The organism is Shewanella sp. SM71 (genome assembly GCF_025653905.1).
Taxonomy (GTDB): Bacteria; Pseudomonadota; Gammaproteobacteria; order Enterobacterales; family Shewanellaceae; genus Shewanella; species Shewanella oncorhynchi.
Genome location: NZ_JAKKRW010000020.1, coordinates 90,605 through 114,319, shown reverse-complemented (window position 1 = coordinate 114,319; position 23,715 = coordinate 90,605). Strand labels below are relative to the sequence as shown.

Here is a 23,715-nt window from a genome sequence, read left to right as displayed (position 1 = left end):
CTCTTTAGGTAAATCTCGCCAAGGGATACCTGTTCTAAGGCGGTAAAGAATACCTTCGAATGTTTGTCTATGTTCAGGTTTGTCATAAACACGGCCTGTGCTTTTCATTAAATGAAATAGCTTTTCCCAGCGTGCATCGGTTAGCATAAGTCTTGGCATGGCTTGAGGTTATGGTTACTTTTGGCGAAGCAAATTATAACGTCTTGCCATGCTGTCTAAAAATCACTCTCGAAAGATCAACAGACCCTAATCAAAGTATTGGTTTAGCTGCATGGGCTCAGCCATTGCCTTTGCCAATATCTCGTTGATTCATATAGTGGGCTAATTGTGTCGCATCGGCATGGGGGCTGGCACTTAAGCCGCTGAACACGCCCTGTTGATCGCTCATAGATCTATGCTGACCGAGCTTTTCCTTTGCTTGAATCTCATCAATCACAATCTTAAAGCCGACTATGGCTTGGTGCAGCTTTTGCTGATACTCATCTGGCATAATTTGTTTATCTTGTAATAGCTTGGGCTCGTACTTCGCCACTAATGTGTCCAACATATCTTGGGTTTCGGCATCACTCAGCAGGCTTGCGACACCATAACAATGCACCGCCGCATAATTCCATGTAGGCACTGCAGGTTTAGCGTCATACCAAGTTGGGGAAATGTAAGCGTGTGCACCACTGAAAACCACTAATACCCGCTGTTTTTCAAGCTCTTGCCAATGTGGGTTCGCTCGCGAAACATGGCCGTACAACACGCCTTTCTCTCCCGCTGTTGCATCGAGTACAAAGGGAATATGAGTTGCATTCAGTGAACACGAAACCAGTAAACCAAAGCTGTTTTGTGTGATAAAACCTGTAATGGCCTGCAGATCTGTCATCGCCATATTCTTAGGGGTATACATTGTCATCCTTGGGTTTCAACATGAGTGAAAGCATTATATTACAAGGAAAAAGTCGGGAGTCGATAGGGGATTTAGAGTGTTAGTTTGTGGCTTATTAAAATCAAAATCGTAGGGGCTTAAACTCGGACTCGGAGATTAAACACTCGCATTACTGTGACTCGCAGCAAGTACATCCGTGTATGCTCGAACGTGGCATCCATGCCACGGACGGTCACATCCATGCGAGTGCTTAATCTAGTTAAGACCTGCGTATACATCTAGCCTCGTTAAAATCCGTGAATCAGACTTGCCTAGTCTGGTTCACACGCGAAAACACAGCCATTTTGCGCTGGCTTCGGGTGCCCCATTCCGTGTTTCGGCTCGTTAGCTCAACCGAAAATTCCCACTCCTGCTGCCATACAAATTCTTATCTATTTGCCTATGTTTGGCCTTACCAGAGATCGACTAACAATGTATGGGTACAGTTGTATTTAAATGTAGATGCTTTTGAGTGTTTTTAAGCTCATTTGTTTGCGCATTTTTCCAGATGGTCTATTGGATAGAAATATGATAATTTATTTATAATACAATTAGTTAACAATACGCGTTTTTACTGGTCTAATGAGGTAAACAGCGCAGCGCATAAATACTAAGACGTTATACGCTAATTGAACTTTGTCGCTAACTTTAAGGGGGACACTATGGATGAACTAATTTTAATCAAAGACTTTGTGATATCGACATTAATGGCAGGATTTCTGGCTTATATTGCATACCAGCAATTGGAAACAAATAGAAATAAATTAAAGCTGGATTTATACAATAAAAGATTTGAAGTCTATTCAGTTTCTTTGACGTTTTACCAAGAACTAACAGGCTCTGGTGCATCAAAGGAGCTTGTAAGAGAGTTCATTGAAAAAAAGGAAGCTGCAAAGTTTCTTTTTTCAACGGAACCATCAATATATTCATTATTAGATGAGATGCATGAAAAATCATTTAAAATAAATGCAGTAAAAAAGAACCGTGATGATTTGGTAGATAATATCGAAGTAATGGATTTGTTAGCTAAAGATGCCACGGAAGCTGCAAATTGGTTTGGTCCTGCAATTAAAGAACTAAGCCAAAAAATGGAATTTTTTTTGAATACTTAAAAGCGTATAACAAGTTGCTGCACGCGGACTCGATACAGTTGTCGTGGTTTTTGCTAAAAGAAAAGGCAGCAAAAACAGCACCAACTTACTCGCCTGTGAGCAAGGCGTTATGTTTTTTGAGGAGAGTTGTAAGTGTATAAAAATCCAACTGATTTAGAGTTGCTTGAATGTATTTATAACCACTATAAATCAGAGTTCGCATTGTATGATTCAGATAAAACAATTAGAGCTGGGAAAGTATATGTGCCTATAGACTGCAAGTTCATTGCAGGGAAGTTGCATGCCGACCCAGAATTAGTATTTGGTCGATTGTATTATCACTTAGCTAATGTATACAAATATCAACAATCCAAAGGTGTTGAGGTTAAGTTGTTTGAGTTTGAAGTAGATAAACAACGTCATTGTATACAGTTTCCTGTTTTGGCGTCAGCCGTAGCCAATCTAAAAGCTGAACATCAACGCTATAAACACACGCTTATAGCTTCAATATTCGCGGTAGTAGTAGCTGTCGGTGCTGCGGCAATAACAGCATACGATGTATTTGGCTCCAAAAATGAGCCAGTGAATCACTCTACCCCAGACTGATTCATCACTCCGCTAAAACATGCCCTTAAGCCCTGTTATCGGGTATTGGAGGGCATTTTTTTACCCTAAAATGAATCAAATCTCTTAAGAACTGATTCAAGCTCACTTCATGACGGCACATTATCAACATAACGAGTTTGTGATGGTGGCGCAGTTTCCTGTAACGTAAATTGCATAAGGCTAATGGCTAAATTAGATCGTTTATATGCGCGGGAGTTGATGAGATTAAGCACTGGCATGTAAGGGACCGTTCGTGACAGGGATGTCACGGTCGAGCCCTCAAGGATGAGTTTATGGCGCGTCACTGGAAAGCCAGTGCTTAATCATTTTCTGATTATTTGCACATTGCCGCACACTCAGTACAGGGTTACTTAGTTGACACAATCAACTAATCTCGATATTGTTGATACAGTCAGCTATATCGAGAGCCTTCTATGTCGTCATTGTCACTCAGTGAAACTTTGCACAGATTAGTGCATGCCTACAAAAAGCAATTGCGTAGTGATATTGCTGCACAAGAGATTGATTTACCTGTCACTCATATCCGAGCCTTGAAGGGCGTGTGTCGCAATCCTGAATCGACAGCCCAGTCTATCGCCCTGCGTATGCAGCGGGATAAAGCACAAATTACCCGTGTTCTTAATGAGCTACAGCAGAGCGGGTTGATCACTAAAATCGATAACCCTAAGGATGGCCGCAGCCAGTTACTGCGACCCACGGCTGAGGGGGAAAAGATCATGACTCAGATCAATGCCTCAGAACGTAAAACCGTGGCGCGCATGACGCAGGCGCTCAGTTCAGACGAAGTTGATACTTTTATTAAACTTGCCAATAGGATCAGTAAAAGTGTGGATGATGCCGCTGCCGCCAAAAGTGAAACTGATTGCCTTACTCAAAAAAGACCATCTAGTAAGCCAAAAGATACGGCTGGAAACGGAGCCATTGAGTTGCGCTTAACGGGAGAACACGCCATAGGAGAAAATCATAATGAATAAACCTGCACCACGTGAGCTAGAAGTGATCCGCGCGACTTATATCACTCCGCATATGTTACGCATCACCTTAGGCGGTGCGGGATTGGCTGGATTTCCTGTCGATCAAGAGAGTGCCTATATCAAGTTGTTATTCCCACAAGCGGGTGAGCGTCCATTAATGCGAACTTACACTATCCGTCAGCAACGCGATGATGAAATCGATGTGGATTTTGTGCTGCACGATACCGACGGCCCCGCATCGAGTTGGGCGAAAACGGCGCAGGTGGGCGAACTCATTCAAATTGGTGGACCCGGGCTTAAAAAACTGATCAATTTTGAGGCGGATTGGTTTTTACTCGCAGGTGATATGACAGCTTTACCCGCCATTAGCGTGAATCTGGCAAAATTACCAAACAATGCCGTGGGTTACGCTGTGATTGAAGTGCTAAGCGAGGCTGACATTCAGCCTCTCGTACATCCTGAACACGTGGAGCTGCATTGGGTGATCAATCCTGAGGCCGATCCCGAAGGTCGCCCTTTGATCGAGCGAATTGCCCAATTACCTTGGCTTGCTGGCGAGCCCGCCGTATGGATTGCCTGTGAATTTAATAGCATGCGCGCGTTAAGAAGACACTTTAAGCAAGCGCATGCATTGCCTAAGAGTCATTTTTATACCTCGAGCTATTGGAAAATAGGTTGTAACGAAGGTGAGCATAAGCTGGTAAAACAAGAAGATGAACAGTTAGAAAATGGGGCCAGTGTTTAAATCAAGATAAGGTCGCCAAGTTTGATTTAGCGACCTTATCTAACCTTTCGCTTATGCCGTTTTTGCTGCTGATGCACCTATTATTGATGCACTTAGGTTACTGGTGAACTAGCTTGCCATTCTTCACCACATCTTTGCAGGGATTGACGCCGTAGGAATAGGCCAACTGCGCAGGCGTGGCGATATCCCACAGACAAAAATCGGCCTGTTTGCCAACGACTAAACTGCCGACATTATCTTCAATCCCAAGTGCTTTGGCGGCATTTAAGGTGAGTCCTGTTAGGGCTTCTTCTGGCGTTAAACGGAACAAGGTGCAGCCCATATTCAGCATCAACAGGGTTGAGCAAATGGGGGATGAACCTGGGTTGAAATCGCTGGCGAGTACCATAGGTACGCCGTATTGGCGCAATAAATCGATAGGTGGTTTTTGGGTTTCCCGCAAAAAGTAAAACGCGCCTGGCAGCAGTACGGCGCAGGTGCCGCTTTCACTTAAGGCTTTAACGCCTGCCTCATCTAAATATTCGATATGATCTACAGACTTAGCACCAAGACGTGCGGCCAGTGCACTGCCACCCATATTGGTTAACTGCTCGGCATGGAGCTTAATCTCTAAGCCCGCCGCTTTGGCTGCGCTGAGCACCCGTTCAGTTTGCTCAAGGTTAAAGGCGATATTCTCGCAGAACACATCCACTGCATCGGCAAGATTTTCGGCGATCACTGCGGGTAGCATCTTATTGATAATTAAGTCGACATAGCCGTCGCTATTGTCTTTATACTCAGGCGGAATTGCATGGGCGCCAAGGAATGTGGTCTTCACATCTACGTGGTGATGTTTGCCGAGCTCGCGGGCGACACGCAGGATTTTCAATTCAGTTTCAGTATCTAAGCCGTAACCCGATTTGATCTCAACCGTAGTAACTCCTTCTTTGGCGAGCGCGTTTAAGCGCTGGCGGCCGAGTTCAAATAATTCTGCTTCATCAGCTTCGCGGCAGGCCTTAACGGTCGAAATAATGCCGCCACCTGCACGAGCAATTTCTTCGTAACTGGCGCCCTGTAGGCGTAACTCAAATTCATTGGCGCGATTACCGGCAAAGATTAAGTGGGTGTGGGCGTCAATTAATCCTGGGGTGATCCAACCGCCTTTGCCCCTGTAAACGGGAATTGACAAAACATCGAAGGCGGGCAGTTCGCTGCGGGGGCCAAGCCAAGCAATTTTACCATCTTTTACTGCGATGGCCGCGTTGGTGATCGCACCATAAGGTGCTGATACGGAAGGGTCCATTGTGGCTAAGTTAACGTCTATCCAAACCTGATCCCAAGACATGTATTCCCCTCGCTGTGCTGGCAGATGTTAACCAAGTGATTAACGGTTTATTAAATTTATGTGAGCTAGCTTGTATTTACTTGTATATACAAGCTAGGATTGTAGCCGCAATTTTGAACGTTTGAAAGAGTGAATAGTACCTAGATTCTAGCGCTTTATATTGAGGAAATGTTTTGGCTACTCCTAAGTTTGCAGAAATTAAGCAATACATTATCTCCTCTATCGAGTCGGGTGAGTGGGAAGAACATGCTCGCGTGCCTTCTGAGAATCAGCTTGCCGATTTGTTTACCTGCAGCCGAATGACGGCGCGACGTGCGTTAACCGAACTGACGGATAGCGGTGTGCTTGAGCGTTCTCAAGGGCTAGGCACCTTCGTCGCAGGGTGTAAATCCCAGTCGTCTATGTTGGCGATCCGCAATATTGCCGATGAGATAAAAGACCGCGGCCACGGCTATAGCGTGCAGCAATGGGTGTTAGAACAAGTCGTGGCGAGTACGAGTATCGCAATTTCCCTTGGGCTTGAGCACGGTGCGACAGTCTTCCATTCGATCTTAGTGCATTGCGAGCAGGGCTTACCGTTGCAAGTTGAAGAGCGTTATGTGAATCCTGAGCTGGTACCCGATTATTTATTGCAGGATTTTACCCAGCAGACACCCCACGAATATTTGTCCCAAGTGGCACCGCTGACCGAGGCGCATCACACGATTGAAGCGATTATCGCCAGTGAAGCATTACAGCAAAGGCTCGAAATCCCCGCCACTGAGCCCTGTTTACAGATTTTACGCCGCACTTGGTCACGCCAAGGCGTCGTGAGTTTCGCAAAATTAGTTCACCCAGGTAGCCGCTTTAAACTCGGCGGCCACTTAACCTTTAGCAAGTAACGCCAGTGGCGTGATTAACAGGTGTAAATCAGTAACTTTGATAGCTGTACGCTTATAAGTTAAAAGATAAAAACACAATAAAAACAATAGTGCTAACCCGTATTAGCGACTTAGCGAATACGAGTTAGCACCACAGGTTGAAAGAGGAAAATTCAATGGACAAGCGACACGACCCAAGCCGCCGTATTATTGCACCGCATGGCACGCAATTAAGCTGTAAGAGTTGGCTCACAGAAGCGCCAATGCGCATGTTAATGAACAACTTACATCCCGATGTCGCCGAGCGCCCAGAAGACTTAGTCGTCTACGGCGGTATTGGCCGCGCCGCCCGCGACTGGGATTGTTATGACAAAATCATCGAAGTCTTACAACGCCTCGAAGACGACGAAACCTTATTAGTGCAATCGGGCAAACCTGTGGGCGTATTTCGCACCCATGCTGATGCACCGCGCGTGCTGATTGCTAACTCAAACCTAGTGCCACATTGGGCTAACTGGGAACATTTCAACGAGTTAGATAAGCTAGGTTTGGCCATGTACGGCCAGATGACCGCAGGTTCGTGGATCTACATTGGTACTCAAGGCATAGTTCAAGGCACCTACGAGACTTTCGTTTCTGTAGCGAAACAGCACTTTGAGGGTATCTCCAAAGGCAAATGGATCCTCACTGGCGGGCTAGGTGGCATGGGCGGCGCGCAAACGCTGGCGGGCACTATGGCGGGCTTCTCGGTGTTAGCCTGTGAAGTCGACGAGACCCGCATCGATTTCCGTTTGCGCACCCGCTATGTCGACAAGAAAGCCACTTCGCTCGATGAAGCATTGGCGATGATTGAAGCGGCAAACCAAGCTGGCAAGCCAGTATCCGTTGGCTTACTGGCAAATGCCGCCGATGTGTTTGCCGAACTGGTTAAGCGCGGCGTTACTCCTGATGTCGTAACCGACCAAACCTCGGCCCACGATCCATTAAACGGTTATCTGCCGCAGGGTTGGACTATGGCAGAGGCCGCAGCTATGCGTAAAACCGACGAAGCTGCTGTGGTTAAGGCGGCAAAAGCCTCGATGGCGGTGCAAGTACAAGCCATGCTCGATTTGCAAACTGCCGGCGCAGCAACGCTCGATTACGGCAACAACATTCGCCAAATGGCGTTTGAAGTGGGCGTTGAAAACGCCTTTGATTTCCCAGGCTTTGTGCCTGCATACATTCGTCCGCTGTTCTGTGAAGGCATTGGCCCGTTCCGCTGGGTAGCACTGTCTGGCGATCCAGAAGATATCTATAAAACCGACGCTAAAGTGAAAGAGCTTATTCCGGATAATCCACACCTGCACAATTGGTTAGACATGGCACGCGAGCGCATCGCCTTCCAAGGTTTGCCTGCGCGTATCTGCTGGGTCGGCTTAAAAGATCGCGCCCGTTTAGCGTTAGCCTTTAATGAAATGGTCAAAAATGGCGAGTTGTCGGCGCCCGTGGTGATTGGCCGCGATCACTTAGATTCTGGCTCTGTTGCCAGCCCGAACCGCGAAACCGAATCTATGCTGGACGGCTCAGATGCGGTATCCGATTGGCCATTATTGAATGCATTACTCAACACCGCTAGCGGCGCAACTTGGGTGTCTTTGCACCACGGTGGTGGTGTCGGCATGGGCTTTAGCCAACATTCGGGTGTGGTGATTGTGTGTGACGGCACAGATGCGGCGGCCAAACGTGTTGGCCGTGTGCTGTGGAATGACCCAGCGACAGGCGTGATGCGCCATGCCGATGCGGGCTACGAGATTGCGAAAAACTGCGCCAAAGAGCAAGGCCTCGACTTACCTATGCAAGAGTAGCCGATGCTAACTTCTTAAAATAACAATAATAACTAAAAGCTTGGAGCTAAAAATATGAAATCTGTGAATCACTTAGTGTTAACGCCGGGTAGCTTGAGCCTAGCGCAATTACGCGAAATCAGCCGCCATAAGCTGACACTCGAACTCGCGCCAGAGGCCATTACCGACATCAACACCAGTGCGCAAATCGTGCAAAAAGTGCTGGATGAAGGCCGTACCGTTTACGGCATCAACACGGGTTTTGGCTTGTTGGCCAATACCAAGATAGCGCCCGAAGATCTGCAATTGCTGCAACGCTCAATCGTGTTGTCGCACGCCGCAGGTACGGGCCAATACATGCAAGACGCCACAGTACGTTTGATGATGGTGTTAAAAATCAATTCATTAAGCCGTGGCTTCTCGGGCATTCGTTTAGAAGTGATTAACTTCTTAATCAGTTTAGTGAACGCCGAAGTGTATCCCTGCGTGCCAGAAAAAGGCTCTGTTGGCGCCTCGGGTGACTTAGCGCCACTGGCGCACATGTGTTTGCCTATGCTGGGTGAAGGCGAAATGAGCTATCGAGGCGAGTTAATTTCTGCCGCCGAAGGTTTAGAAATCGCTGGTCTCAAGCCAATCGATTTAGCGGCCAAAGAAGGGCTGGCCCTGTTGAACGGCACTCAAGCGTCGACTGCGCTGGCGCTGGAAGGGTTGTTCCACGCCGAAGACTTGTTCGCAGCAAGTTCAGTGATCGGTGCCATGAGCGTCGAAGCTGCTATGGGCAGCCGTAGCCCGTTTGATCCTCGCATCCATGCGGCGCGTGGTCAGAAAGGTCAAATCGATTCGGCCATGGTCTTCCGTCATCTACTGGGTGAAGAGTCTGAGATAAGCTTAAGTCATGCTAACTGTGAAAAGGTGCAAGATCCTTACTCACTGCGCTGTCAGCCACAGGTGCTGGGGGCTTGTTTGACCCAAATTCGTCACGCGGCCGAGGTGTTAGGCACTGAGGCCAATGGCGTAACTGATAATCCACTGGTGTTCCAAGACACCGGCGATATCATTTCGGGCGGTAACTTCCACGCCGAACCCGTGGCTATGGCGGCGGATAATTTGGCGATTGCGATTGCCGAACTGGGCTCCATTGCCGAGCGTCGTATTGCACTGCTAATCGATTCTAGCCTGTCGAAATTGCCCCCTTTCCTTGTGAAAAATGGCGGGGTGAACTCGGGCTTTATGATCGCCCAAGTGACGGCGGCGGCATTGGCGTCTGAGAACAAAACCTACGCTCATCCGGCATCAGTTGACAGCTTGCCAACATCGGCAAACCAAGAAGACCATGTTTCTATGGCGACCTTTGCGGCCCGCCGCTTGCGCGATATGAGCGAAAATACCCGTGGTGTACTGGCAATTGAATTGTTAGCGGCGGCGCAGGGTTTAGATTTCCGCGCGCCTTTAGCCCCAAGTGCTGCAGTGGCTAAGGCTAAAGCCGAATTACGTGAAGTCGTCGCTTATTACGATAAAGACAGATACTTCGCGCCAGATATCGAAGCCGCGACAGATTTGTTGTATACAGCGAGCTTTAACACTTATCTGCCAGCAGGAACGCTAGCCAGCTTTTAGGCGTTTGTTTTAGTTTAATGGCTGAACAGGTGTTTACTCCGCGGGAATAGGCTGCACTGAGGCGCTTTTGTTATCGCGCCCAGATTTTGCGCCTCAATGTGCTAAAAATAAGCGTTAAAAGGCAAAATTTAAGGTGCAGGCAGATTGCTTGTGCCTTTTTCTTTGGTTTTTATCTGCTTTTCCTCGATCTTTGTCTTTGCCATTTTGGTGTGTTTAACACCGCAGACTCTGCACTTTTTGCCCTAATCTTTACATTGTCAGTTTTTGTGGCTGTCTATCCCTCTATAAACCGTTACCTTTGTGTTTTTATCCGCCATCATTATGCATATTTGAATGCATATAATAATTTTTAATAACCATAACCCTATGGTGTGGGACAATATGGGGTTGTCATGTTGGACAAATTGTCTTTTGTGGTTTATTGGTTTTTAATTCCTTAAATTGTGCTTTTATTATCATTTGTTGGTTTTTGGTGCTTTATTTGAAATGTTTTTTGGAGTTAAGTTCTGTGGTTGTTTATTTGGGATCTTGATCTCATGTCATTATTTGTTATCTATTTCTTCTTTGGGGATAATCTTAAATTAAGTGTGGTCTTTAGTAGGACTCACTCAATCGGTTGCCATTTTTACCACAGCAACCACTAGACTCATAACGACAAGAGTGTGAGAGGACGCAATGAACAGACGCCAGTTTTTTAGACTGTGTGCTGCCGGAGCTGCCACCTCAGCAATTTCAGCGTTGGGATTGATGTCCGAAAAGGCCTATGCGGCCGTTCGAGAATTCAAACTCATTAGCGCGAAAGAAACCCGCAATAACTGCTGCTATTGCTCAGTGGGTTGCGGATTGCTGATGTACAGCAAAGGAAGTAACGGCAAAAACGCCGAACAAAGTATTTTCCATATCGAAGGGGATGCAGACCATCCAGTCAACCGCGGGGCCTTGTGTCCTAAGGGTGCTGGTCTAGTGGATTATGTGAACAGCCCTAATCGTCTTAAATATCCTGAGTACCGTGCGCCAGGCAGTAATGAATGGACTCGTATCAGCTGGACTGAAGCTTACCAACGCATCGCCCGTCTGATGAAGAATGACCGTGATGCTAACTTGATTGAAAAGAATTCTGCTGGGATGACGGTTAACCGTTGGCTTAGCACTGGGATGATGACCTCGTCGGCGATGCCGAATGAAGGCGGCTATATCACCCAGAAATTTGCACGGGCACTGGGCCTAGTTGCAATCGATACTATTGCGCGTAACTGACACTCTCCAACGGTAGCAAGTCTTGCTCCGACATTTGGACGTGGTGCCATGACCAACCACTGGATCGATATTAAAAACTCTAATTTGATCATTATTATGGGCGGTAATGCTGCAGAGGCTCACCCTGTCGGATTCGGCTGGGTTACAGAAGCTATGCAACATAACAACGCTAAACTTTTGGTGGTCGATCCTCGCTTCACCCGTAGCGCCGCTGTGGCCGATTACTATGCGCCGATCCGCTCGGGCACAGATATCGCCTTCCTGCTCGGGGTGATCCGCTATCTTATTGAAACTAAACAAGTGAACTACGACTATGTGAAGGCTTATACCAATGCCAGTTACATAGTGCGCGAAGACTTCTCTTTTAGTGAAGGTCTGTTCAGCGGTTTCGATGAAGAAACAGATAGCTACAATAAAGAGTCTTGGTACTACGAGTTAGACGAACAGGGTTACGCGAAAATCGATCCTAGCTTCGAACATCCACGCTGTGTGTGGAACTTAATGAAGCAACATGTAGAACGCTATGACTTTGAAACAGTAAGCAATATTACCGGTACGCCGATTGCGGACTATGAGATCGTTTGCCAACAAATTGGTAGCACTCATACCCACGATAGAGCCGCGACCTTTATGTATGCCTTAGGTTGGACTCACCACAGTAAAGGGGCGCAGAACATTCGCTCTATGGCCATGGTGCAGTTGCTGCTGGGTAACATTGGGGTGTTGGGCGGTGGTGTTAACGCTCTGCGTGGACACTCGAACGTGCAAGGCGCGACCGATATGGGTTTATTGTGTCAAAGCTTGCCCGGTTACCTCAAGTTACCGAACGAAAAAGACATTAATCTTAAAACCTATCTCCACAACTATACCCCTGTCGCTCTGCGTCCGGGTCAAACCAACTATTGGCAAAATTACCCTAAATTCTTTGTTTCGCAAATGAAGAGCTTTTGGGGCGATAACGCTACGGTTGAAAATGACTTTGGTTATGACTGGTTGCCGAAATGGGACAAGCAGTACGACTTTACTAAACACTTAGATATGGCTTTCCACGGCGAAGTGAATGGCTACATTATCCAAGGTGTTAACGCCATTAACTCTATGCCAAACCGTAATAAGGTACTCAAAGCCTTGAGTAATCTTAAATACATGGTGGTGTTGGATGCCTTGGCAACGGAAACTGCAACCTTCTGGCAAAATGCCGATGGCTTCAATGAAGTCAATCCCGCTGAAATCATGACGGAAGTGTTCCGTTTACCTACGACGTGTTTTGCCGAGGAAGAAGGTTCCATCGTCAACTCTGGCCGTTGGATGCAGTGGCATTGGAAGGGAGCTAACCCGCCGGGTGAAGCCAAGCCAGATGCTGAGATTCTCTCTGGCGTCTTAATGGCAATGCGTGAACTGTACAAACAAGAGGGCGGTAAGCTGCCTGAGCCAGTGCACGCGATGAGCTGGAATTACCACAATCCTCACTCACCGCACGCTGAAGAAATCGCTCGCGAGCTTAACGGTAAGGATCTCGTGACTCAACGTCAGCTCAGTAGTTTTGCTGAACTGAAAGCTGATGGTAGTACCGCCAGCGCCTGTTGGATTTATGCGGGTTCTTGGACCGAAGAAGGCAACTTGATGGCTCGCCGTGACAACCATGATCCTTCCGGTAAAGGTGTTACTCCGGGTTGGGCATTTGCTTGGCCAGCAAACCGTCGTGTGCTGTATAACCGCGCTTCTTGCGATATCAACGGCAAACCTTGGGATCCAAAACGCACTATCGTCGAGTGGGTTGACGGTAAGTGGCACGGTATCGATGTGGGCGACTTCAATATGAAGTTAACACCACAGGAATCCGCTGGCCCCTTCATCATGCAACCCGAAGGTGTGGGTCGTTTCTTCGCCCTTAAACTATTGGCCGAAGGTCCGTTCCCTGAGCACTACGAGCCGATGGAGTCGCCTATTGGGTTGAACCCGTTACACAAGGTCACCAGTAACCCTGCGGTACGTATGTTACCGGGTGTGAAGGAAACCTTAGGTTCCCATAAGGACTTCCCTTATGTGGCAACTACTTACTGTGTAACTGAACACTTTAACTTCTGGTCTACGCATGCTCGTTTAGCTGCGATTTCTATGCCTGAAACCTTCGTCGAAATCGATGAAATGTTAGCGGCAGAAAAAGGTATCGCCAATGGGGATTGGGTCACTGTCAGCTCTAAACGCGGCAGCATTGAAACCAAAGCTTTAGTGACTAAACGGCTACAGCCGTTAAAGGTAAATGGCCAGTTAGTCCATACCGTCGGGTTACCCCGTCACGGCAGCCATAATGCACTCACTCGTAAGAGTTACTCCTGTAACGTACTCACCACGGAAGTGGGGGATGCAAATACACAGGTGCCTGAGTTCAAAGCATTTTTGGTTAACATCACTAAAGCGGAGGGGATCTGATTATGGCATCACAAGACATTATCCGCCGCTCCGGTACTTCAGCGGTGACGCCTGCGGCAAAGGGGCGTAATTCGTCAGAAAAGGTCGCTAAGCTGTTCGACGCCACTAAGTGTAATGGCTGTAAAGCCTGCCAAGTGGCGTGTTCTGAGTGGAATGATTTACGGGAAGAGGTGGGCACCTTCCAAGGCAGTTACCAAAACCCTATGTCGCTATCAGGCCAATGTTGGACCCTGATGGAATTCCATGAGGTTATGGAAAGCAACAAGCTGCGTTGGCAATTTACCCACTCGGCCTGTATGCACTGTGCTGACCCTGCCTGCTTAACGGCCTGTTCGACCTCGGGCGCGATTATCCAGCACGCCAATGGTGTGGTGGACTTCGATTCGGACAAATGTATCGGCTGCGGTTATTGCGCCAGTGCTTGTCCCTTTGATGTGCCCAAAATCGATCCTAAGGATAACAAGGCCTACAAGTGCACTATGTGCTCTGACCGTTTGGCTGTGGGATTGGAACCTTCCTGCGTTAAGTCCTGTACCACAGGGGCGCTGCGTTTTGGCACCCGTGAGGACATGTTGTTCTACTCGCAAAAACGGGTCGAAGAACTGAAGGAAAAGGGCTTTGCTAAGGCAGGACTTTATAACCCTGAGGGCGTAGGTGGCACGGGTATGATGATGATATTACACGATATCAATCAGCCAGAAAGCTACAACATGCCTGATAACCCGCAGATCCCTCTGTCACTCACTCTGTGGCAGGACTGGGTCAAACCTTTAGGCACTATGGGCATTCTTGCCACTGCCGCCGTCGCTTGTCTGCATAAGATCACCGTCGGTCGCAACATAGTCGAAGAAGACCAACCGTGTTATCAACCGCCAGAGGAAGAGGCTAAGCAGGAAGAGGGGGCCGACAAATGAGCAAGCATGATAAGCAAGAAATGATAGTGCGTCACAAGCTGTTCGATCGCATCTGTCATTGGTTCATTGTGGCGGTTGGCCTAGTGACATTTCTCACTGGCTTTTCCTTCTTCTATCCATCGTTTCAATGGCTTGGGGCGATAGCGGGCACACCGCAATTGGCGAAGTTTATTCATCCCATTGCGGGCTTGATGATGTGCTTACCGCTGATGTTGATGTTGGTGCGTTACTACAAACACAACAAATGGGAAAAGCACGACCTCGCTTGGATGCTCGCCATTAAGGATGTGATGTTCGAGAACGAGGAGAAAATCCCGCCTATCGGCCATTACAACCCTGGGCAAAAGGTATTGTTTCGCGCCTTCGTGCTGACATCTATCACTTTAACGGTGACGGGAATCATCATGTGGCAGCCTTACTTTGCGCCCTATTTCTCAGCCACTGTGGTGGGTTGGGCCATTCTGTTGCACGCCATTTGTGCGCTCATCATGTTGATTTTTGTGATGGTGCATTTCTGGATGGCGACATGGGTGGAAGGGTCGGTTACAGGCATGCTTTACGGCAAAGTCTCTAAGGCTTGGTGCCGCAAACATCACCCTGTGATGTTGGATGAACATTCGGACGTGGAGAAACATTAATGAGTCATACAGCCGAGATACCTCTGGCCCAAGGCAGCGAATCGCCGCTGGAACTTAAACCGTTAAAAGCGGCAGATCCCCAAGCTGTGTATCACAGAAGGGCGCAGCGTTTGCTGTCATTGGCCAAGGACTCGCCGCTGGCTGACTACTTTGAGCTATGTCGCCGTTTGGTCTCTATACAGGCCAGGTTAGTGCAGGAGGCTGACTTCGGTCAGCTTCTCGCTTGGGGGAAAGATGAGGCGACTCCGCTTTCCCTTTTGGGCTCAGAGGCAGATAGCTATTGGCAAGGACTGCTACAGCAACTGTTAAGTGATTTGTTGCCGCAGGTGGATGAATCCATAGCTCGGGTAGTGCGTTTGTTGATGCAGCAATCACCTGAGCAACTGAGTTCGTGGGGGCGTTCACTACGCCAAGGGCATGTCAGTGAAGTGCCTGCCCGTTTTAGCTTATTCATCTGGGCGGCGATGGGCGTTTATTGGTCGCATTGGGCACCTATGGTCATCAAGCGGATGGATCAGCGCAAGGTGGCGCAGCAGAGTATGTGTCCCGTGTGTGGATGTCATCCGGTGGCGAGTGTGATTGTCGATCAGCCTCGAGCTGGTTTGCGCTATCTACATTGCAGTCTGTGCGAGAGCGAATGGCATTACATTCGCGCCCATTGCACCAGTTGCGGTCAGGACAAAGAGATGACGATTTGGTCGCTAGATGATGCCAAGGCTCAAGTGCGGATCGAAAGCTGCGATGAATGTCATGGCTATACCAAGATGATGTTCGTCGAGAAGTCACCTTCTATGGATGTGGCGGCAGACGATCTCGCGACCTTGATGTTAGACAGTGAGCTAAATGCTAAGGGCTTTGGTGCAACAACACTGAACCCACTGCTACTGGCCCACGAAACCACGTAAGCCACATAGCTTAAACAAATGCGGGAGGGAGTCGGGTTGCTGATCCCTTCCTGCTTTTTATAAACCAATGGCAATAATATAAACAAAATGACACAGATGATGACCCAAGCACCTGAAACACTACAAGTTCTGTACCGAGCTTTGCCTTCAATGGATAGCCTACTTGCAGAGCCTAGTTTTGTGGTATTGCAGCAGTCCTACGGCAAAGCGGCAGTAAAGGCCGCACTGGATACCCAGTTAAAGGCGGCGCGCAGCTTAATCGGCCGCGAGCACTGTTTGCCGACATGGTGTGGCGAGCTTGCGCAATTGCACAGATGTTTGGTTGATCAACTGTCTAACGATTACAGCCACAGCTTAAAACCCGTGTGGAATCTCACTGGCACCATATTGCATACCAACCTTGGCCGAGCGCAGCAGTCAGAAGCGGCAATTCGAGCCGTGACTTCTGTTATGCGCTACCCCACACCGCTGGAGTTTGAGCTTGCGGTAGGTGAACGTGGTCACAGGGATAATGCGATCAGTGCTTTAATCCAGCGCTTAACGGGTGCCGAGGCTTGTTGTGTCGTGAATAACAATGCCGCAGCTGTGTTGTTGATGCTGTCAGCGGTGGCTGCGGGGAAAGAAGTCATAGTCTCCCGTGGTGAGTTGGTGGAAATTGGCGGCGCGTTTCGCATCCCTGACATTATGCGCCAAGCGGGCTGCACCTTAGTCGAGGTCGGCAGCACCAATCGGACTCACCTTAAGGATTATGAGCAGGCCATTACTGAAAATACCGCTGCGATAATGAAGGTCCACACCAGTAATTATCATATTAGTGGTTTTACTGCCGCAGTGGAGGAGGCAAGGCTGGGTCAGTTATGCCGTGAGCGTGGCATATCACTCATTTCAGATCTTGGCAGCGGTTCACTGACTGATCTGCGCCGCTTTGGTCTAAAGCAAGAACCTACGCCCCAAGCCATGCTAGCCGATGGAGTCGATCTAGTCAGTTTTTCCGGCGATAAACTATTGGGTGGCCCTCAGTCTGGTTTGATCGTTGGCAAACAGTCGCTGATTAAGAAGTTACAGAGTCATCCACTAAAGCGCGCCCTGCGTTGCGATAAGCTGATTTTGGCGGCGTTAGAAGCGACATTGATCCACTATCTTAACCCTGAAACCTTAGACATTGAGCTGCCTATTATGGCGAAATTTGCCCGTAGCCAAGAGGCGTTATGGCAGATTGGTCGTCGCTTACAGCAAGCTTTGGTTCCACACTTTGAACCTTGTTATCGCATTGAGTTAGTCGAGTGCCAAACACAGGTCGGCAGTGGCTCGCAGCCCGATACTTTTTTACCCTCAGTGGCGCTGTGTTTTACCGCACTCAATGGTGGCAGTTTAAGCCTATTAGAGCAACATTTTAAGCAGGCGGCACGGCCTATCATAGGCCGCATGAGTCAGGACCAACTCAGGTTAGATCTGCGCGGTCTTGATAGTGAAGCTGAACTCCTCGCCGAGTTGAGTACGTTAGGTGTGCAGTTGTGATCATTGTGACTGCGGGTCATGTCGATCATGGCAAGAGTACGCTTATTCGCGCTTTGACTGGGATGAATACCGATCGTCTGCCGGAGGAAAAACGCCGTGGTATGACGATCGATCTTGGCTATGCGTTTATGCCACTTCGAGATGGTTCGCGGCTTGCTTTTATTGATGTGCCCGGCCACGAAAAATTTATCAACAACATGCTGGTGGGCGTGAGTCATGCTCGACACGCCCTGTTGGTGATGGCCTGTGACGATGGCGTAATGCCGCAAACCCGTCAGCATCTGCAAATTCTTGCGCTCTTACCTTTGCACAGTTTGACCTTAGTGCTAACTAAGCGGGATTTAGTTGATAGTGGCACGGCGGCACAGCTTGTCGCCGATGGACTCACTTTGCTCGCCGAGTATGGCATTGAGGCCAGTGGTGTTTTTGAAGTGTCGGCGAATGGCACCGCCGACTTAGCATCCAATGGTGTGGCGGCGCTGAAGGCGCATATTCTTGATTTAGGTGAGCAAGAGTCAAAGCGGGCGGAGGATGCCAGCAGCTTTAGGATGACGCTCGATCGCGCCTTTAGTGTTAAAGGTGCGGGTTGTGTCGTAACTGGCACAGTGATCAGCGGCAGCGTATGTGTGGGGGATAGTCTTTTTAGCTCAGGGCAAAAGGCCAAACTCAGAGTGCGAGGCATACATTGTCAGGGACAAGAAGCCCAAAGGGCTGTTACGGGTACACGCGTAGCACTCAATTTAACGGGTGTCGATAACCATAGGGAGCCAGAGCGTGGCGATTGGCTGAGCAGTTTGCCTCAAGCCGAGCTCTGTAGCCGCCCCGTTGTGCACATTCGAGCCTTCGATTTTTTAGGCAGTGAGTCATTGGTGCATTGGCAAAATGTCCACTGTCACCATGGCGCTGATCATACTTTAGGTCGAGTTTCCCTGTTAAATGAAGCTGATGAAGAAGGCTTCTGTCTGGCGGAGTTGGTACTCGAAAAGCCGCTACTCCTATGCCAAGACGATCGAATTGTCCTGCGACACATTGGGGGCAAACAGACTTTAGGTGCGGGGCGAGTGTTGGCGCTGAAAGTCCCTAATCGTAAGAAACGTACGCCTGAACGAGTCGCGAGATTACTGCAATTAGCACGCTTGGATAATCCTGCCCATGTGGTGGCTTTACTCGGCCAAACTCAGGCGCTAGAGCTTGATGAAATCGCGTGGCGTTGGCAATTAACTGACGAAGGGCTGGCTATGCTGTTAGCCCAAGCGGGTTTAGTCCGTTTTGGGGCATTTGCTATAGCGACAAGTTTACTTGAGCAAGAAAAACAACAGTTTATTACTTTACTTCACGAGTTCCATCAACAGCATCCTGACCAACTTGGGCTTGGATGTAATCGCCTGCAACGCATGAGCCATAGCGCTTTGCCGCCCGAATTAGCCAATAAAGTGCTCGATACGCTTTGCCAAGAAGGTCGCATGGTGCTGCGTGGTGCCTTGTTGCAGCTCGCTGAACACAAAATAGTGCTAGATGCTGAGGCGCAGCATTGTTGGCAGGCGCTTGCGCCTTGGCTGGCACAGCAAACAGCCCCTGTATGGGTCACCGAAATGGGCGAATACCTTGCGCTAGAACCTGCCAAATTAAGGCTGCTGTGTTTCCAGCTGGTGCAGCAGGGATTTATTACTGCTGTGGTGAAGGACAGATATTTGCTCAGCGAGCAAATCTGTTACTACGCCAGCTTAGTGCGTACTCATATTGCAGAACACGGCAAGCTCGAAACGGCAGAATTTAAAGATATGGTTGGGCTTGGGCGTAAGGTGAGTATTCAACTGCTTGAGTTCTTTGACAGAAGTGGTTTTACCCGTAGGAAGTATCGCAGTAATAGCCGAGAAGTTCGGGATGCGGAGTTGTTTTTTTCCCATGAGAATTGGCGGAAGAACATAGGAGTCGAACCTACCCAGGACTGCTGGCAGCCCTACCCGGATTTGAAATCCGGACGCCTCACCGGAGACGACGTTCTTCCAATAGAAGACCTAGGGATAGTAGAAAATGCGTAAAGATGATTCAAGGCGATTCTTATTTAGTTTATGGGTTTGTGATACAAGTCTTAAATTGTCATCAAACTAATTGTTTTTATTTGGTTTTATAGTTTTAAAGGGGCGCTATGGAATATCATTCACATGAAGTGGTGACAGAAAGAAACGTGATCTTGTTAGAACATGGGCACGCATCTGAGCTGACAGACTACTTAGCTAATGAAGTGCGGGTCGCACTGGTCTATAACGGCATAGCGCATACCGTGATGTTGGCGAGCCCTCAAGATTTAGAAGCCTTCGCTATTGGTTTTACGTTATCTGAACGTATCGTTTCCCATATCAATGATATCAAAGGGGTGGAGCTCGAGTTCACCAGTGAAGGCGTGTTGATCCAAGTGGAAATCAACCAACGATGCTTTATGGAACTCAAGCAACAAAGGCGCAATATGGCGGGGCGCACAGGTTGTGGATTGTGCGGTGTTGCCCAGCTCGAAGAGGCCGTCAAGCCTGTGATGCGGGTGGACTCAGATGCCAGATTCGATATCGAACACTTACAGGTTGCACTTGGGCAAATTCAAGATAATCAACAACATTTTAAGCTGACGGGCGCCACTCATGCGGCCATGGGGCTTAACCATCAAGGACAGATCATCGCCGCCTATGAGGATATAGGCAGGCATATCGCACTAGACAAGCTAATTGGCGCCTTTTCCGCTCACAATGTGGAACGTCCAGTGGCCGTATTGCTCACCAGTCGCGCGAGTTTTGAGATGGTGCAAAAGGCCGCTAGTGCCAATATCCAAATTCTGTTTGCTATGTCCGCCGTGACTTCACTGGCGTTGGAATTAGCAGAGAAAAGCAATATCACGCTTATCGGTTTTTGCCGTAATGGCAGGGCAACGCTTTACACCCACGGTTATCGCCTGTTGGGGCAGCAGTGTGTCAGCTTAGCTAAAGCCATTTAAGCGTGAGGCCACTTGAGATTGAGGTTGTCGAACGACTTCAATCATTCTGGCACACAGGTTATAAGCGTATTGCGCTTATTTTTTATAGTCTCGTTCATTAGGGTAATGACATGACATGGCAACAATTTAAACAAGAATATTTGGTCCGTTTTTGGGCGCCTATGCCAGCGGTTATCGCTGCAGGTATCCTTTCTACTTACTATTTTGGTTTGACCGGAACCTTCTGGGCTGTTACTGGGGAATTCACTCGTTGGGGTGGTCATTTACTGCAGTTTTTAGGTGCAGAACCAGAAACTTGGGGTTATTTCAAAGTGATAGGTCTGCAGGGCTCTCCTCTAGATCGTATCGACGGCATGATGATTATCGGTATGTTTGGTGGTTGTATTGCTGCTGCGCTTTGGGCCAATAACGTCAAACTGCGTATGCCACAGAGCCGTATCCGTATTGCTCAGGCACTGATCGGCGGCATTATTGCTGGCTTTGGTGCCCGTTTAGCTATGGGTTGTAACCTTGCCGCCTTCTTCACGGGTATTCCGCAGTTCTCTTTACATGCTTGGTTCTTTGCTTTGGCGACCGCAGCAGGCTCTTACTTTGGTGCAAGATTTACCTTACTGCCGATGTTCCGTATTCCGATAAAACTGAAAAAGGTAAATAAAGCGACTTCAATCAAGCAGGACGAAAACCAAGCTAGACGTCGTTTCCGTATCGGTATGCTGGTGTTTGTAGGCATCGTCGGTTGGGGGTTATTGACTATGTTCAATGCGCCAAAACTCGGCATTGCTATGCTCTGTGGTGTTGGTTTTGGTTTATTAATCGAACGGGCCCAAATCTGCTTTACCTCAGCGTTTCGCGATATGTGGATCACTGGTCGTACTCACATGGCGAAGGCGATTATCTTAGGCATGGCGGTCAGTGCGATAGGCATTTACAGCTATGTGCAACTGGGTGTGCCACCTAAGATCATGTGGGCTGGCCCTAATGCGGTGATCGGCGGCTTACTGTTTGGTTTTGGTATTGTACTGGCTGGTGGTTGTGAAACGGGTTGGATGTATCGTGCAGTCGAAGGCCAAGTACATTTCTGGTGGGTGGGCTTAGGTAACGTGTTGGGTTCAACCTTACTGGCGTATTACTGGGATGATATCGCTCAGCCATTAGCAACGAACTGGGACAAAGTTAATTTACTGACCAGCTTTGGCGATAAAGGCGGATTATTGCTGACCTATGTGCTGCTGGGGCTCTCCTTTGGCGCTATGTTGCTGTGGGAGAAACGTTTCTTTGCTCGTAAGGCGAAGCGTGATGAACAATTGCTAGCGGAGGCGGCGTAATGGCTCAATATATTCCAGATTATCAACTCGATATGGTGGGTGAACCTTGCCCTTATCCCGCAGTGGCTACCCTTGAGGCTATGCCAAAGTTAAAGCCCGGTGAAATTCTCGAGGTGATTAGTGACTGCCCGCAGTCTATTAACAACATTCCCCTTGACGCTAAAAATCATGGTTATAAAGTGCTGGAAATTGAGCAGAATGGTCCGACTATTCGTTATCTGATCCAGCGTTAATCACTAACCTTCGCGATTATGAAAACAAAAAAGCACAAACTTATGTTTGTGCTTTTTACTATTTCCTCAGGAAATACAATTAGCTTCCTCAGTAAAAGTTTCTTTCAGCTAATTGGGCAAATTCAGGATTAGCCTTGGCAATCTACTGGCAGATATTCATCCGGAATACCGTTGCTGCTGCAAACCCAAGTGATATTATTTTGCTCATCAACTTGAGGCGATAGATAGACTTCATAGCCTTGATAATCCCCGAGTGCTTCGCTTCCTATAAAACCGACTATGCCATCTGTGTACAGATTAAATGTCGCAATCTGCTCGTCCGTGAGTCCAAGCACATCCAATTCGGTTGGCCAAGCTTTGTTGGTTTGATAGTAACCGACTAAGATGTCAGTGATCGGTGCCAGTGCTTGATGTTGCTGGTCGATACTGGCAATGGCCAGTGCCGCATCGGGTACATTCAATGCCGCTGGTGTGGCTTCGGTCGTGGTTGGTGCCTCATAACTCGTGGTGGCACCCATTTTCTCTTGATAGTCCTTATACGCTGGCAACGCGACTGCTGCAGCAATACCAATAATCGCAGCGAAGATTATCAATCCACCGCCTGCTGTGCCTAAACGTGGCATAAAGAAGCTGAGTACATAGGCCCATGCACTGCGTGATGGCGGTGCATATTCCACTCCTTGTGCTTTGGCTTGGACTCTTGCCATGCGCTTGGTCAACCAAGGATAGCTGCCATTAAGCTCGTGCAGCGACATCCAAAAACCACTCGACTCACTGGCTTGGCGGATATATTGATCCACATTCATACGTTTCCATTGCTCGACACCAGCGGCTAACACAGCAACGGCATTTGTGGCTGAACGTAAGCTGTTGCAGCAACGTAATCCGTGGAGATCGCAGGTATATTCACAGGCGCGAGAATAAGCCGCACCCACTAAAGGTAACCAAGTGGCGAAGACTAAGAAGGGCGCTTTACCTATATGATTGCGGCGAATATGGCCTAACTCGTGGCCGATATAGAAGTTGAGCGCATCTTTATCTGACTCAAGCGCATCCACAATCGATGAAAATAGCACTATATAGTTGCGACCGAGGAAGCGTGTCGCCAGTGCGTTTAACATGCCATCAGCTGCCAATAAGTAAGCGCGTGGTGGCTCGCGCATTTCTAAACGTTCGCAACACGCTAAATATTGTTTATGTAATTCAGGAAATTGCTCTGCATTGATTTCGACAGCCGTGCCTTTTAAGTAGCTGATAAAGGCGGAGTGGCTAAAGAGATAAATAATGAAAAACATCAACACATAGAGCAGCGCCATGCCAAAAGTGCCTATGATCAATGCCGCCCAGACGATCCCAGAAATAATAGCTAACAGAGTGAACAGCGATTTTTCCTTCGAATAGACAATATCTGTCATTTGAATGGGATTCTCGTTCCCTGCGGTAATAACTTGTTCCATGTTGATCCTTTTCCTTGTGAAGAGACAAACGGCGTGAAAGTAGTCAATTTTACTCGAAAATTCAACCACTATCGT

The 23,715-nt window shown here is 48.3% G+C and carries 19 protein-coding genes, 1 tRNA gene and 1 pseudogene; 16 read left to right on the top strand and 5 right to left on the bottom strand.

The window, feature by feature from the left end; all coding sequences use genetic code 11:
• Both L5L97_RS18190 and L5L97_RS18185 read right to left on the bottom strand, forming a co-directional pair.
• Positions 1-159 (bottom strand): transposase (locus L5L97_RS18190; RefSeq protein ID WP_263180559.1); only part of this gene is annotated, 159 nt, incomplete at its 3' end.
• A gap of 118 nt (positions 160-277) precedes the next feature.
• Entirely contained in the window at positions 278-895 is a 618-nt protein-coding gene (locus tag L5L97_RS18185) for an FMN-binding negative transcriptional regulator (RefSeq protein WP_263183237.1), read from the bottom strand.
• Between the two features lie 680 nt (positions 896-1,575).
• On the opposite strand from L5L97_RS18185, the gene L5L97_RS18180 reads away from it, so the two are divergent.
• The 4 genes from L5L97_RS18180 to L5L97_RS18165 all read left to right on the top strand — a co-directional run bounded on the left by L5L97_RS18180 (position 1,576) and on the right by L5L97_RS18165 (position 4,350).
• Positions 1,576-2,025 (top strand): hypothetical protein, encoded by a 450-nt coding sequence (locus L5L97_RS18180; protein ID WP_212600833.1) that lies wholly within the window; start codon positions 1,576-1,578, stop codon positions 2,023-2,025.
• A 132-nt stretch (positions 2,026-2,157) separates the two neighbouring features.
• Positions 2,158-2,610, top strand: a complete 453-nt coding sequence (locus L5L97_RS18175; protein ID WP_212600832.1) for a hypothetical protein — start codon at positions 2,158-2,160, stop codon at positions 2,608-2,610.
• Between the two features lie 434 nt (positions 2,611-3,044).
• On the top strand, positions 3,045-3,605 hold the full coding sequence (locus tag L5L97_RS18170) for a MarR family winged helix-turn-helix transcriptional regulator (RefSeq protein ID WP_263183235.1): 561 nt from the start codon (positions 3,045-3,047) through the stop codon (positions 3,603-3,605).
• On the top strand, positions 3,598-4,350 hold the full coding sequence (locus L5L97_RS18165; protein ID WP_263183232.1) for a siderophore-interacting protein: 753 nt from the start codon (positions 3,598-3,600) through the stop codon (positions 4,348-4,350). The genes L5L97_RS18170 and L5L97_RS18165 overlap by 8 nt, the downstream gene beginning before the upstream one ends.
• A gap of 97 nt (positions 4,351-4,447) precedes the next feature.
• Here the strand turns inward: L5L97_RS18165 and hutI are convergent, their stop codons facing one another.
• Entirely contained in the window at positions 4,448-5,674 is a 1,227-nt protein-coding gene (hutI, locus tag L5L97_RS18160) for an imidazolonepropionase (RefSeq protein WP_263183230.1), read from the bottom strand.
• A 173-nt stretch (positions 5,675-5,847) separates the two neighbouring features.
• Between hutI and hutC the strand changes: the two genes are divergently transcribed.
• The 9 genes and pseudogenes from hutC to selB all read left to right on the top strand — a co-directional run.
• Positions 5,848-6,555 carry a histidine utilization repressor gene (gene hutC / locus L5L97_RS18155; protein ID WP_263147157.1) on the top strand — a complete coding sequence of 236 codons (708 nt, stop codon included), beginning with the start codon at positions 5,848-5,850 and terminating at the stop codon, positions 6,553-6,555.
• Positions 6,556-6,710: 155 nt separating this feature from the next.
• Positions 6,711-8,378 (top strand): urocanate hydratase, encoded by a 1,668-nt coding sequence (hutU, locus tag L5L97_RS18150; RefSeq protein ID WP_263183228.1) that lies wholly within the window; start codon positions 6,711-6,713, stop codon positions 8,376-8,378.
• A gap of 54 nt (positions 8,379-8,432) precedes the next feature.
• On the top strand, positions 8,433-9,974 hold the full coding sequence (gene hutH, locus L5L97_RS18145; RefSeq protein ID WP_212600828.1) for a histidine ammonia-lyase: 1,542 nt from the start codon (positions 8,433-8,435) through the stop codon (positions 9,972-9,974).
• Between the two features lie 675 nt (positions 9,975-10,649).
• Positions 10,650-13,664 carry a formate dehydrogenase-N subunit alpha gene (gene fdnG / locus L5L97_RS18140; RefSeq protein ID WP_173496974.1) on the top strand — a complete coding sequence of 1,005 codons (3,015 nt, stop codon included), beginning with the start codon at positions 10,650-10,652 and terminating at the stop codon, positions 13,662-13,664.
• Positions 13,665-13,666: 2 nt separating this feature from the next.
• Positions 13,667-14,578, top strand: coding sequence for a formate dehydrogenase subunit beta (gene fdxH / locus L5L97_RS18135; RefSeq protein WP_317629542.1), 912 nt, complete (start codon positions 13,667-13,669; stop codon positions 14,576-14,578).
• Positions 14,575-15,216: a formate dehydrogenase subunit gamma gene (locus tag L5L97_RS18130; RefSeq protein ID WP_011982054.1), complete on the top strand. Its 642-nt coding sequence runs from the start codon at positions 14,575-14,577 to the stop codon at positions 15,214-15,216. Before fdxH ends, L5L97_RS18130 begins: the two co-directional genes overlap by 4 nt.
• Complete coding sequence (gene fdhE / locus L5L97_RS18125) at positions 15,216-16,121, top strand: formate dehydrogenase accessory protein FdhE (RefSeq protein WP_263142236.1); 906 nt, start codon at positions 15,216-15,218, stop codon at positions 16,119-16,121. The genes L5L97_RS18130 and fdhE overlap by 1 nt, the downstream gene beginning before the upstream one ends.
• A 96-nt stretch (positions 16,122-16,217) precedes the next feature.
• Positions 16,218-17,639 (top strand): L-seryl-tRNA(Sec) selenium transferase, encoded by a 1,422-nt coding sequence (gene selA / locus L5L97_RS18120; protein ID WP_263183226.1) that lies wholly within the window; start codon positions 16,218-16,220, stop codon positions 17,637-17,639.
• Positions 17,636-19,483: pseudogene (gene selB, locus L5L97_RS22985) on the top strand (selenocysteine-specific translation elongation factor); the annotation flags it as partial. The gene selA and the pseudogene selB, both read left to right, overlap by 4 nt.
• Positions 19,484-19,552: 69 nt before the next feature.
• Here selB and L5L97_RS18115 read toward each other — a convergent pair.
• Positions 19,553-19,647: transfer RNA gene (locus tag L5L97_RS18115), tRNA-Sec, on the bottom strand.
• 141 nt (positions 19,648-19,788) lie between these two features.
• Between L5L97_RS18115 and fdhD the strand changes: the two genes are divergently transcribed.
• The 3 genes from fdhD to yedF all read left to right on the top strand — a co-directional run bounded on the left by fdhD (position 19,789) and on the right by yedF (position 22,183).
• Positions 19,789-20,625: a formate dehydrogenase accessory sulfurtransferase FdhD gene (gene fdhD, locus L5L97_RS18110; RefSeq protein WP_113941247.1), complete on the top strand. Its 837-nt coding sequence runs from the start codon at positions 19,789-19,791 to the stop codon at positions 20,623-20,625.
• Positions 20,626-20,735: 110 nt separating this feature from the next.
• Positions 20,736-21,950, top strand: a complete 1,215-nt coding sequence (gene yedE / locus L5L97_RS18105) for a selenium metabolism membrane protein YedE/FdhT (protein WP_107946195.1) — start codon at positions 20,736-20,738, stop codon at positions 21,948-21,950.
• Positions 21,950-22,183 (top strand): sulfurtransferase-like selenium metabolism protein YedF, encoded by a 234-nt coding sequence (yedF, locus tag L5L97_RS18100; protein WP_107946196.1) that lies wholly within the window; start codon positions 21,950-21,952, stop codon positions 22,181-22,183. The genes yedE and yedF overlap by 1 nt, the downstream gene beginning before the upstream one ends.
• Positions 22,184-22,311: 128 nt before the next feature.
• Here the strand turns inward: yedF and L5L97_RS18095 are convergent, their stop codons facing one another.
• Complete coding sequence (locus L5L97_RS18095) at positions 22,312-23,640, bottom strand: M48 family metallopeptidase (protein WP_168826895.1); 1,329 nt, start codon at positions 23,638-23,640, stop codon at positions 22,312-22,314.
• Positions 23,641-23,715: the final 75 nt, after the last annotated feature.